Genomic DNA, 12,485 nt, shown 5'->3' on the forward strand with positions numbered 1-12,485 from the left:
CGCACCGATATGATAACGCTGGTGGCTCTCGACATTGAGCTTAAATACCTTAGGCGTTCGAGCGGCAAGCGTGACCGACAAGCTAGGATCATCAATCAGCTCCGCGACGGTAAACTCATACTCGCCGGGCGCTAGCTGATAATTGGGTTTAGAGACCACTGCCTGACCGTTTAAATGGGTCACGACGACGCGATACCAGTGAGTACTGGCATCGGGCTGCAAATAACCCGACACAGTGCCACAGCCCAGTGGATCTTCAGGTGAAGCGGCGCAGCCTGATAATAAGGCACTGGCCCCAATCAAAGCTGCGCTGATACTCAAGCGAGTGAAAGAGAATGAGCCCTCTTTCACGACTGAGCTCCAAAGTAATCTTCCAGATAATCATCAAACGAAACTGAACGCTGCGCCGCTTCTAGCTCGGCCTGCTTGTTAAGTGAGCTGGATGCTTCGGCTTGATACTGCGCAACAGTCTCGCTCGACAAGGGATAATCGACAAAGAATTGATAGTATTGCTGCGCCAACGTCATCACCCACTGACCATGATCTTGGCCTTTGTTGATCACGTTTTGCAGCACTTGTCCCGACAGGGTCAAGTTAGGATCTTCAACCGCTTTACGCCAATGGGCTAACGCCACTTGATAATCCGTCGCCTCACCATCGAGCAATACCGCCAAAGGTTGCAGGGCATCAAACAACTCTTCTAACCAAGATTTAAGCGAACGTGAACCGTCTGCGGTTAATAACTCAAGCCCAGGTTTACGGCCTTCAAGCACTACAGCTTTAAGATTCGCGCTTAATCTCGCCTCTTCGCTGGCTTCAGACTTAGGCGACTGCGTTAATAAACAATAGAGCAGGAATAAATCGAGGAAGCGCACTTGGGTCGCCTCAATGCCAATCGGGCTAAATGGATTAACATCTAAAGCACGCACTTCAATGTATTCAACCCCTGCACGGGCTAAGGCTTCTGACGGCTTCTCGCCACTGCGCGTCACCCGTTTGGCACGAATTGGCGAGTAGAACTCGTTTTCAATCTGCAATACGTTGGCATTGAGCTGACGATACTCACCATCGACTTTAACGCCGATATTGGCAAAGTTTGCCGAAGGCATTTTGATGGCCGCATTCACGCCAGCCAGATACTCAGGCAAAGAGTTATAGCTGATATTCAGCTCTTCTTGCTCTTTGTTGGTGTAGCCTAAATCGCTCATACGCAACGAAGTCGCATAGGGTAGATACAGAGTACCGTGACCCGTTTTTTCAAACTTGAGATCGGTTTTTTGATCTTTAATGAAAGAGCTACATAACGCTGGTGAAGCACCAAATAAATAAGGTAGCACCCAGACTAAACGGCGGTAGTTACGGATCAAGCCAAAATAGGATTCTGAAATAAAATCATCGTAACTTAACTGCTTATCGCTCAATTCGTACAGGCTTTGCCATAACTCTTGCGATACCGAAAAGTTAAAGTGCACCCCAGAAATAATCTGCATCAAGGCGCCGTAACGATAGGTTAAGCCCTTACGATATAAGGTTTTCATCATACCGGTATTTGATGAACCATAACGGGCAACGGGGATCTGTTTCTCGTCCTTCACATAACAAGGCATGCTCACCGGCCACAGGCGCTGGCCATTTAAATGGCGCACGCTGAAGGCGTGAGTTTCAGTTAATCCGTTTAGCAATTGCTCAACATTATTATTTACCGGAGTAATAAACTCGAGCAAGGCTTCACTGTAATCCGTCGTAATACGCGAATGCATTAACGCTGAGCCTAAGGCTTCAGGATGTGAATCGGTGGCGAGATAACCCGACTCATCAATCCGCAACGCCTCACGTTCTATGCCACGTAACATACCCAAGAGTGCGGTGCGCCCATGGGCGTCCGAGAGATGTTGTACTAATTCATTGAATGACTTCAATTTGCGCTTCTCTAATTGGTGATTCGCTATCGCGACAAGGTTAACAGTCAGACCTTTATTTTGAGGCTTATCTTGCAAAATACGCCTCAAAATAAATCTAAACCTGTCTGTGGGGCAAGCCAAATTCACAACTTGTACTGTTAAAAGCAGACGGTGACAGCTAATGCTGTCACCGTCTTTCGATGTAAATCCGGTAAATATGTGACGAATAGTCGTTAATTAACGTACCCGCCTCTCACCTATATAAGGGCGAAATACCAATTTACAATACTAAAGTTTCAATTGGATAGCCCAACGCCGCTAAATCTGCTTCGACTTTCGCTTTATCTCCCACCACTAGAATCACCATTTTATTGATATCTAGCTCGGAAGCCGCGAGGGCATTGAGTTCATCTTTTGTTACAGTATTAATGATCTTGTCCTGTTGAGTCGTAAAATCTTGGCTCAATTGGTAACGTTGGATCATTCGCATAAAGCCCGCTTTTTGATACGGCGTTTCATAATCAAGTGCTTGGCCTTGCGAGACTGAATTTCGCATAAAGGCAAGTTCAGTATCCGTCATACCCTTTTGCTGGTACGCACTGATTTCTTTTACAAACTCAGTGAGTGCTTTCGCCGTCACATCACTGCGAACGTTACTTGATGCGACAAAATCACCGACTTCAGCGCCGCCCGCAAAACTGGTGCGAGCACCATAGGTATAACCTTTATTCTCACGTAAATTCAGGTTAATACGACTATTGAATGCGCCGCCTAGCGGATAATTCATCAGGTAAGATTTAAAGTAATCGCCTGTGGCATCATAGGGCAATGCGCGCTTGGCGATATTGATCACCGATTGCGCCGCGCCAGGTTTATCAATCAGATAAATCGTACCGCCTTTTAATGCAGGGAATGGCTTAAGTGGCGGCACCACAACTGCGGCCCCTTGCCACTGACTCAATCCCGCTAACTTAGGCAATAATACTGATTCAGGTAAATTGGCGACTGTGACGATTTTAGCGTTACCGCCTTGATACTGCTGGGCATAAAACGCTTTTACATCGGCTAACGTGAGCGCCGAGACTGAATCGAGCGTACCTATGTCATTCACGCCTAAGGCATTGTCTTTACCGTATAACAAAGACGACAACGCCGTATCAGCAAGGTAGCTAGGATCGGACTGCATATGCTGGATCTGCTGTAACTGCTGCTGTTTTACTCGGGTAAAGTCCGCTTCGTTGAAGGCTGGCTGGAAGAGCTTTTCTTCCATAATCGCCAGCGTCTCATCTAAATGCGCTGTCAGCGTCGATATTTTAATCGCACTTTGATATTCAGAGGCACTAAAGTCGACTGAACTGCCGAGCATTTCTAACGCTTGCGAAAGCGCTTCACTGCTGCGTTTCTGGCTCGACTCGTTAAGCATTTCTGCGGTCAGCGTCGCTAAACCCGCTTTTTCAACTGGTACCAGTCTATGGCCGCCATTAAGGTACACAATCAGCTCAACCGTTGGCGTTTCAGTGCTTTGCGTGCCCATGACCTCTATGCCATTGGCTAAGGTTTTTGTCCATATTGTCGGAACCTTTAACACAGGTGCGGCGCCAGATGCGGGCATCTTAGTCCGATCAAAACTTGAAACAAGTTCAGGCTTTGGCAAATCCCCTTCAACCGCCGTTTGCGCAATAGGCAGCATCGCGGGCGTGAAGTTATCGGCATGGGCGATAAGCGACGTCATACCCTGCGGCACCACACTCATCACCACCATAGGCTTATTTTTAATGTATTGCTTGAACACGCGCATCACATCGTCTTTGGTCACATTGGCATAACGACTCAAATCTGAAGCTATCATGTTCGGATTGCCCGATAGCGTTTGGTTCATTGCTAAGGCAGACACTTTGCCAGAAACACTTTGCAGGCTGTAAATGGTATCGGCCTCAAACTGCACTTTGACTTTTTGCAGATCGTCATCGGTAACGCCACGTTGCTCAAACTCATTAATAGAATCGAGGATACGTTGCTCCAGATCCGCCAGTTTGCCGCCCTTTTCAGGATTAGCTAAAGCATAAATCGACATCTGACACGCAAGCTCTTGGCAAGGGTGGCTGACATTGGCCTGCACGGCATAACCATCCTTCACCAAGTTTTTATATAACAAGGATGTTTTGCCGCCGCCTAAAATATTGGCTAACAGATCGAGCGCAGCTTCATCAGGATGCCTTGCGTATACGGTTGGGAAACCAATACGGATCAAGGGCAAGTGCACTTGATCTTCCATGGAGATATAACGCGTTTTATCTAAGTTAACCAGCGCCTTTTGCTCTAAAGAGACTTCAGGGCCGCGTGGGATTTCACCAAAATATTTGTTCACCCAGGCTAAGGTCTGCATTTCATCGAAATCGCCACCTATGGTCAGGGTTGCATTGTTAGGCCCATACCAACGTTGGAAAAAGTGTTTAACATCATCAACTGTGGCACGATTAAGATCGTCCGGCCAGCCAATCACAGGCCAAGAATAAGGATGACCGACAGGATACATGGCTTGGCTAAAACGCTCACTCATGCGGCCATAGGGCTGATTGTCGATACGTTGCGCACGCTCGTTTTTCACTGTCTCGCGCTGCACTTCAAATTTTTCACTGGTGAGCGCTGGCAATAAAAAGCCCATACGGTCCGACTCAAGCCAAAGCATTTTTTCTAATTGATTGCTGGGCACGGTTTCAAAGTAGTTGGTTCTGTCGGTATTGGTCGTGCCGTTTAAGGTGCCGCCAGCTTCGGTAACCACTTCAAAATGTTGTTCATCGGCGACGTGCTGCGAGCCTTGGAACATCATGTGTTCAAATAAATGCGCAAAACCCGAACGGCCAGCCAATTCACGGGCAGAGCCCACATGATAAGTAACATCGACATGCACTAAGGGATCGGAATCATCTTGATGCAAAATAACCGTTAACCCATTGGCTAATTGGTACTTTTTGTAGGGTATCCCTACTTGCGAATCGGCCAGTTGCACATTTTCGATAAGTTTAACGCCTGCGGGCAAGTTCGCCGTAGTCGTTTCAGATGCACAGCCCGCGAGTGCGGCAGAAATTGCGACCGCTAATATCCATTTCTTCAAAACATTCCCCTCATACATCAATGGGTCAAAAATACAGCTTCATAATCATAGTGCTGCGTATAGTCATCGCTGTGTAGCGTCATAATGCGCTTAGTCATAGTACGCTTATTCACAGTCCGCTGAGTCAAAGTCCGTAGAATAAAGTGCGCTTAAATGATTAAGCATTGGGATTTATGACTCGCAAAATTGACACTAAGTTCCTATCTATACAGTAAATTCAGTCTAAACGGAAAAACACTCCCCGCCCTTGACCATTAAATGCATCCTAACGCCATCATGCCATCCATTGCAGCACGGCAGCGGCAACAATTAAGTAACGAATTGTTTTACCAATTAAAATCATCAGCAAAGAGGACATTAGCGGTAACCTCACCCAGCCCGCCAATAAACAGAGAATATCGCCGATAACCGGTGCCCATGAGAGTAATAGCGCCCACATGCCGTAGCGTTCAATCAAGGCGAGCCCCTTTGCGTGTTTACCTGTCGCTAACGCTTCTGGTGATTTTGCTAGGCGACCTAAGCGGCCTAAATAGAAACTGGTCATCGCGCCCAACGTGTTGCCAATACTGGCCACCACGACCAGCGCAACCCAAGCCTCTGGAGTTTTGTTTAATAGCGCCACAAGTAAGACTTCAGATCCCCCCGGTAACAAAGTCGCCGCTAAAAAAGCACCGGAGAACATAATGCCTAACTCAGTCATAATGGCTTACTCAATGATAAATCTCTCTTTTTGTATTTAATGCGATAAGGTTTTTCATGGGTTAATTGAATGTTTCACTTAATCTTTTTACAACAAACTCACTTATCACAATAAGTTATAAGAAAAACGGTTTGTTATAACCCTAGCTCTGTCGATACAATGGTTTAACTATGGCAATCAATGACCATGCGCATGACTGAGAGCGCGTTAACATCACGCTCAACTCGTTGAATACGAATCCTATCATCGCAGGTCTATTGGCTCACTCTTAATTTATTTTTCTGGAATATGCATGATCCTTCAAACCATTAGCCGCATTCCGTTTTGGCAAAAAGTCTTAGCAGGCTTTATCTTAGGTGCGCTCGTTGGCGTTATTTTAGGTGAAAGCGCTACAGTGCTAAAACCACTCGGAGATCTGTTCATTGGCGCCATTAAGATGTTGGTCGCGCCTTTGGTATTTTGTGCCATTGTCGTCAGTATCACGTCGCTAGGCTCGCAAACTAGCCTGAAACGCTTGAGCCTTAAAACCTTAGGCATGTTCATGCTGACAGGCACGATTGCCTCGCTGATTGGCTTAGCCGTAGGTTCAATGATCGACATGGGCGGCACTATGCAGCTCACGGCAACGGAAGTGCGCGAGCGTAATATTCCCGGTTTTGCACAAGTGTTGCTCGATATGATACCAGTCAATCCTTTCGCCTCACTGGCTGAAGGCAAGGTACTGCAAATTATCGTGTTTGCCGCGTTAGTGGGTATCGCTATCAATAAAGTCGGCGAGAAAGCTGAGCCGCTAAAACGCACCATAGAAGCGGGCGCAGAAGTCATGTTCCAACTGACTCGCATGGTCTTAAAACTAACCCCTATCGGTGTGTTTGGTTTAATGGCTTGGGTTGTCGGTGAATACGGTTTATCAACTCTACTGCCGTTAGGTAAGTTTATTGGGGCTATCTACATTGCCGCCTTTATCCATATCATCTTTGTTTACGGTGGCTTAGTGAAATTTGTCGGTGGTTTAAGCCCACTGCAATTTTTCCGCAAAGCTATGCCAGCGCAGTTAGTCGCCTTTAGTACTTCTTCAAGTTTCGGTACTTTACCTGCGAGCACCCGCGCAGTCGAAACCATGGGCGTATCAAAGCGTTATAGCGCCTTTGTGATGCCATTAGGTGCGACCATGAACATGGACGGCTGTGGAGGTATTTACCCTGCCATTGCCGCTATCTTCATCGCCCAGATTTACAATATTCCGCTCGATACACTGGACTATGTGATGATTGCAGTAACTGCGACCGTCGCTTCTGTTGGTACCGCTGGCGTGCCAGGAAGTGCAATGGTGATGTTAACTGTGACCTTAGGTGTGATTGGTCTACCACTAGAAGGCATTGCCTTTATCGCCGCGATTGACCGTATTATCGATATGATCCGCACAGCAACGAATGTGACGGGTGATATGATGACAGCAGTCGTGATTGGTAAATCAGAAAATGAACTCGATGAAGCGCAGTTTTATTCGAACGATAACTAAGACATTACACCTGTGAATTCGCAGCAATAACAATACTGGGGCGAAGCCACTGCGCTAAACCACCAGTAACATTAGGTAAATTACGCAGATGATATAAATCAAGAGACCGCTTAGGCGGTCTTTTTTATTATCCAGCAAACGGCCTTTAATCCGTCGGCTTTAAAGCCCCAATCAACTCCAACGATCCTCATCAACTGCAAAATAGGTTACTCAAATAAGATCAAGCTGTTAGACTCTGAAGCCACTCTAACTCACATTTTAGCAGAACAGACAATGACGAGACTCTTCCTTATCCCGCTGATCCTATGTTTGTTTTGGGCGTTATTTTTAAAAGCCAACAAACTCACGCTAAAACAAGGCAGACGAGGTTTTATCTACATTATCGGCATAGGTGAAGGGATGATTTTAATCCTTATCACGTTAATGTGGTTAACGGCTTAGCAAAAGGCCAACTCAATACTGAGTTGGCCTTAGTGATCAAACTGAGCTAACGATTGGAAGATGTTCAAAGCTCAGTTAACCCAAATCGGTTAACTCAGTGATTAACCCAATCCGTTACCCAAGAACAGCAAGTAAAATCCCCGCAGCGACTGCAGAACCTAACACCCCCGCCACATTGGGCCCCATTGCATGCATCAGCAGGAAGTTATGTTGATTCGCTTCCAATCCGACTTTGTTGACGACTCGCGCCGCCATAGGCACAGCCGATACCCCTGCGGCGCCAATCAGCGGGTTCACTTTACCGCCCGACAGCTTACACATCAGCTTTGCCATCAACACACCCGCGGCAGTACCAACGCCGAAAGCCAAGGCACCCAAAACCAGAATCCCTAATGTTTCCAGTCGTAGGAATTGATCGGCGGATAACTTAGAGCCCACAGCTAACCCTAAGAAAATCGTGACGATATTAATAAGCTCGTTCTGCACCGTTTTCGATAATCTATCCACTACGCCCGATTCGCGCATCAAGTTACCAAGGCAAAACATGCCCACTAACGGCGTGGCCGCAGGTAAGAAGAGAATCGTTAATCCCAGCACCATCAAAGGGAAAATGATCTTTTCCTTTTTACTGACGTCCCGCAGCTGCTCCATTTTAATTTCGCGTTCAGCTTGGGTTGTTAGTAAGCGCATGATCGGCGGTTGAATAATCGGGACTAACGCCATATAGGAATAAGCCGCGACCGCAATCGCCCCCAATAACTCAGGCGCCAGTTTGGAGGCGAGGAAAATCGCCGTAGGTCCATCAGCACCGCCAATAATCGCAATGGCCGCCGCGTCCTTCATGGTGAACTCAAAGCCCGGCACTAAGTTCAGCGCTATCGCCCCGATCAATGTCGCGAAAATCCCAAACTGCGCCGCAGCTCCTAACAACAGGGTTTTAGGATTGGCAATCAAGGCACTAAAGTCGGTCAGCGCGCCTACGCCCATAAAGATCAACAGTGGGAACACCCCAGTCTCAATCCCCACATGATAGGCGTAATACAGCATGCCACCTTCTTCGGTAAATCCCGCGTGGGGAATGTTCGCCAGCACTGCACCAAAACCAATTGGCAGCAATAATAAAGGCTCAAACCCTCGCACGATGGCGAGATACAAGAGCAAAGCGCCCACTGCCATCATCAACACTTGCCCACCAGTAAAATGGGCAATACCAGTCTCGGCCCAAAAAGCCATTAAACCTTCCATAATGACTCCTACGCCAAGGCCAGTAATTGAGAACCCACAGATACTGAGTCGCCTTCTTTCACCCAGAGCTTAGCGATAATGCCATCGCCCTGAGCACGAATTTCAGTTTCCATCTTCATCGCCTCAAGGATGATCACAACATCGCCTTCACACACTCTATCGCCTGGAGAAACATGCACTTTGAAGATGTTGCCCGACAGCGGCGCGCTCATTTCAAGCCTGATCTCTCCATGGCACGCAGTTGGCATAGTGCTCGCCGTAGCCGTTTGCACGGCATGCACACTTTGGCCCTGTGCTTGGATTTGCGAAATCTCCCCACCTGCGGCGACTTCGACCACATAATCTTGCCCTTCGACAGTCACAGTGTAGGTTTCAGGGCCACGATCCGCAGCATTAGTAGCAAGTGCCGCAGTCAATTCAGGCTTAGGCTCAAAGGCGCTTGGATCGTCACGATTCTTTAAGAACTGCAATCCTATTTGTGGGAAGAGTGCATAGGTCAGCACATCATCGTCATGCTCTGAGGATAAGCGAATGCCTTGTTCCTGCGCTTTCTCTACCAACTCAAGCCGTAACTTAGCCAGTTCAGGCGTTAATAGATCCGCAGGGCGACAGGTAATGGCTTGCGCCCCTTGCAAGACTCTGGCTTGCAAGGCGGCATTGACTGGCGCAGGCGTTGCGCCATACTCGCCCTTAAGCACGCCCTCAGTCTCTTTGGTCAGTGACTTATAACGCTCACCCATCAACACATTAATGACTGCCTGCGAGCCAACAATTTGCGATGTGGGCGTCACTAACGGCAAGAAACCTAAATCAGCACGTACGCGGGGAATTTCTTCCAATACCGAGTCCATCTTATCGGCCGCGCCTTGCTCCTTTAATTGGTTCTCCATATTGGTCAGCATGCCACCAGGTACTTGGGCGCGTAAAATACGCGAATCAATGCCTTTCAGCGCGCCTTCAAACTTAGCGTACTTCTTACGCACGTCACGGAAGTAAGCGGCAATTTCCTCAAGCAACACCATATCGTAACCCGTGGCACGCTCAGTATCTTCCACCATAGCGATAACGGTTTCAGTTGCAGTATGTCCATAGGTTTGACTCATCGACGAAATTGCCGTATCGAGCACGTCAATACCCGCTTCAATGGCTTTCTGATAAGTGGCCGTACTCAACCCCGTAGTCGCATGACAATGCATAGATAACACAAGTTGCGTTTGGGATTTTAGTCGGCTAATCAGCTCAAACGCTTCCATCGGCTTAAGTAAGCCCGCCATATCTTTGATGCACAAAGAATCACAACCCATATCTTCGAGACGTTTTGCCATATCCACCCACGTCTCTATGGTATGCACTGGACTCGTGGTATACGAAATCGTCCCCTGCGCATGGCCGCCAACTTGGCGCACCGCTTTCACCGCAGTCTCGAGGTTGCGCACATCGTTCATCGCATCGAAAATCCGAAATACATCAACGCCATTAGTGTGGGCGCGCTCAACAAAACGCGTCACTAAATCATCAGCATAATGGCGATAACCTAAGAGGTTTTGGCCACGCAACAACATTTGCTGTGGCGTATTGGGCATCGCCTTTTTCAGCTCACGAATCCGATCCCAAGGATCTTCACCAAGATAACGAATACAGGCATCAAACGTCGCCCCACCCCAAGATTCCAGTGACCAGAAACCGATCTTATCGAGTAATGGCGCAATCGGTAACATGTCATCAAGGCGTAAGCGCGTTGCTAAAATAGATTGATGCGCGTCCCGCAAAACGACATCAGTTAAAAATAATGGCTTAGCCACTGCCGTCGTAGAACTAGATACAAAAGTCATACTGCTCCCCATTACTTAATCTGTGAACGATACTGCTTTACCGCTAGTGAAATCGCAGCGACCACATTTGGGTCTAAAGGCTTAACATCAGATTGCGCTACACTCAGCTGACTTTTAGCATGATTTTTAGCAAAACGTGCTGAGGCACGCGCAACCACATGGATCCCAAGGATTAGTACACTTAAAAATAAATATACTAAGCCCATCCCCAAAAACATAATGCCAACGGCATCCAATAAAGATTGTGTTACATCCTCCATAGCTCCCCCTCCCCCTTACTCTCTCAATCCCTATCAACAGTACGATTGCCCCAAACCATCGCTATCGCATCACAAGTTCAACATTCAATCGGTTGAACGGTTTACAAACTATGGGTCTCTCGTAGACAGACCTATAGCGACCACCAAACCAAAGAACATTTGAATAAAAAATCACATTTAAAAGCTAATAAATCACGCAACAAGAAAGTAAGCTGAACTTAATCCGCCACAAACATAACCAATTGATAACAAAAAAACCATATACATGTAAATTGGTCTTACCAATATTAAATAAATTCAAAGGCGGCCAGTCATTAATCCTCATAAATCGGGCCATTAATTCAATATTCCATAATGAAATACTTACTATGCTGGATTTAAGTCGAAATGATGTCCTAGGCTAAAAAATGATTCCTAAATTGAAGACAACGGACATAGGAATAAACCAAGTGAAAAAGTATGCAAATTTCACAATCCAAGTTACTGCTATTTGATTCTGGTAGAAGATAAAAAAGGAATGTCGTTCTAAAGGCATTGATTGAAGAAGAGGAATGGGTTCAATCTAACAAATTAAATCACCCATTTTGACAACTTAAGTATCCGCCTTGGTATCAACGCAGAGAAGTGCCCGGCAATACGATCTGTGTATCGAACGGTTACCTTGAGAGACACGCAAGAGTGTTGCCTCAGTAGACCTTAGGCTTTTAGATATGCGCAAGATTAAGTAATAGCACTATGACAAGAACGAGATAAGAAAGCCTAAGATCGAAAATGTACTCAGTAATTCAAATGGCTAGTGAGCTAGTGAGCTGGTGAGCTGGTGAGCTAGTGAGCTGGTGAGCTGGTGAGCTGGTGAGCTGGTGAGCTGGTGAGCTGGTGAGCTGGTGAGCTGGTGAGAAAAATAGCAAGGAAAATGCAAGTTGGAAGAAAATATATCAATTCCTGCAAATTTCAGACGCAAAAAAGCCAGCTTATTCAGCTGGCTTCGTTACATCTCAATGAGATAATTAGGCGCTTGGCGATGACCTACTCTCACATGGGGGTGAAATCATAGCGCTATAAATACGTAGTATTTAGCCATGATTGAACGCGAAGAAGCTTGTCTTCGTAGCAGGGGAGTCCGCTTAGCGGCGGGGCGACCACCATGGATGGTGGAAGTGTCAATATTGAAGGAACATTTATTGACCGACATCGAGATAGGTTCTCGCGAAGCGTATAAACACAAAAGCCCTAGCGGTTTAGGCTAGGGCTTTTGTGTTTATTTGGATGCTTGGCGATGACCTACTCTCACATGGGGAGACCCCACACTACCATCGGCGCGTTTGCGTTTCACTTCTGAGTTCGGGATGGGATCAGGTGGTTCCACAAGGCTATTGTCACCAAGCAAATTCTGTTTATTACCGTGTCCATCTCTGGACCACGTTAATAATAATTCGGAAAGCTGATTTGCTTTGTTTGAGTTCACACTT

At 46.9% G+C, this 12,485-nt stretch carries 9 protein-coding genes and 1 rRNA gene; 2 read left to right on the forward strand and 8 right to left on the reverse strand.

Annotated features, from left to right (window positions below; translation table 11 throughout):
- From Q4Q52_RS21940 to Q4Q52_RS21955, 4 genes are all read right to left on the reverse strand, one after another.
- Nucleotides 1–351 (reverse strand): hypothetical protein (locus Q4Q52_RS21940; RefSeq protein WP_311991672.1); only part of this gene is annotated, 351 nt, incomplete at its 3' end.
- Nucleotides 348–1,997 (reverse strand): glutamate--cysteine ligase, encoded by a 1,650-nt coding sequence (gshA, locus tag Q4Q52_RS21945; RefSeq protein ID WP_107402434.1) that lies wholly within the window; start codon nucleotides 1,995–1,997, stop codon nucleotides 348–350. The genes gshA and Q4Q52_RS21940, both read right to left, overlap by 4 nt.
- 184 nt (nucleotides 1,998–2,181) lie before the next feature.
- Nucleotides 2,182–5,034: a pitrilysin family protein gene (locus tag Q4Q52_RS21950; protein ID WP_311991673.1), complete on the reverse strand. Its 2,853-nt coding sequence runs from the start codon at nucleotides 5,032–5,034 to the stop codon at nucleotides 2,182–2,184.
- Between the two features lie 256 nt (nucleotides 5,035–5,290).
- Nucleotides 5,291–5,716, reverse strand: coding sequence for a YqaA family protein (locus Q4Q52_RS21955; RefSeq protein WP_311991674.1), 426 nt, complete (start codon nucleotides 5,714–5,716; stop codon nucleotides 5,291–5,293).
- 292 nt (nucleotides 5,717–6,008) lie between these two features.
- Between Q4Q52_RS21955 and Q4Q52_RS21960 the strand changes: the two genes are divergently transcribed.
- Nucleotides 6,009–7,238: a dicarboxylate/amino acid:cation symporter gene (locus Q4Q52_RS21960; RefSeq protein WP_311991675.1), complete on the forward strand. Its 1,230-nt coding sequence runs from the start codon at nucleotides 6,009–6,011 to the stop codon at nucleotides 7,236–7,238.
- A gap of 273 nt (nucleotides 7,239–7,511) precedes the next feature.
- Nucleotides 7,512–7,679: a hypothetical protein gene (locus Q4Q52_RS21965; protein ID WP_006080601.1), complete on the forward strand. Its 168-nt coding sequence runs from the start codon at nucleotides 7,512–7,514 to the stop codon at nucleotides 7,677–7,679.
- A gap of 114 nt (nucleotides 7,680–7,793) precedes the next feature.
- On the opposite strand, the gene Q4Q52_RS21970 is transcribed toward Q4Q52_RS21965, so the two are convergent.
- From Q4Q52_RS21970 to rrf, 4 genes are all read right to left on the reverse strand, one after another.
- On the reverse strand, nucleotides 7,794–8,924 hold the full coding sequence (locus Q4Q52_RS21970; RefSeq protein WP_311991676.1) for a sodium ion-translocating decarboxylase subunit beta: 1,131 nt from the start codon (nucleotides 8,922–8,924) through the stop codon (nucleotides 7,794–7,796).
- 8 nt (nucleotides 8,925–8,932) lie between these two features.
- A complete protein-coding gene (gene oadA / locus Q4Q52_RS21975; protein ID WP_311991677.1) occupies nucleotides 8,933–10,756 on the reverse strand; it encodes a sodium-extruding oxaloacetate decarboxylase subunit alpha in 1,824 nt (607 codons plus the stop codon).
- Nucleotides 10,757–10,767: 11 nt separating this feature from the next.
- On the reverse strand, nucleotides 10,768–11,016 hold the full coding sequence (locus Q4Q52_RS21980; protein WP_311991678.1) for an OadG family transporter subunit: 249 nt from the start codon (nucleotides 11,014–11,016) through the stop codon (nucleotides 10,768–10,770).
- A 1,268-nt stretch (nucleotides 11,017–12,284) separates the two neighbouring features.
- Nucleotides 12,285–12,400, reverse strand: a 5S ribosomal RNA gene (rrf, locus tag Q4Q52_RS21985).
- Nucleotides 12,401–12,485 lie beyond the last annotated feature (85 nt).

Source organism: Shewanella sp. SP1S2-4 (assembly GCF_031932075.1).
GTDB classification, from domain to species: domain Bacteria; phylum Pseudomonadota; class Gammaproteobacteria; order Enterobacterales; family Shewanellaceae; genus Shewanella; species Shewanella baltica.

Excerpts from the sequence above, each read along its gene's own strand:
- Q4Q52_RS21965 (WP_006080601.1), top strand. The coding sequence starts at position 7,512 with ATGACGAGACTCTTCCTTATCCCGCTGATCCTATGTTTGTTTTGGGCG.
- Q4Q52_RS21970 (WP_311991676.1), bottom strand. The coding sequence starts at position 8,924 with ATGGAAGGTTTAATGGCTTTTTGGGCCGAGACTGGTATTGCCCATTTT.
- oadA (WP_311991677.1), bottom strand. The coding sequence starts at position 10,756 with ATGACTTTTGTATCTAGTTCTACGACGGCAGTGGCTAAGCCATTATTT.
- Q4Q52_RS21980 (WP_311991678.1), bottom strand. The coding sequence starts at position 11,016 with ATGGAGGATGTAACACAATCTTTATTGGATGCCGTTGGCATTATGTTT.
- Q4Q52_RS21960 (WP_311991675.1), top strand. The coding sequence starts at position 6,009 with ATGATCCTTCAAACCATTAGCCGCATTCCGTTTTGGCAAAAAGTCTTA.
- Q4Q52_RS21955 (WP_311991674.1), bottom strand. The coding sequence starts at position 5,716 with ATGACTGAGTTAGGCATTATGTTCTCCGGTGCTTTTTTAGCGGCGACT.
- Q4Q52_RS21950 (WP_311991673.1), bottom strand. The coding sequence starts at position 5,034 with ATGTATGAGGGGAATGTTTTGAAGAAATGGATATTAGCGGTCGCAATT.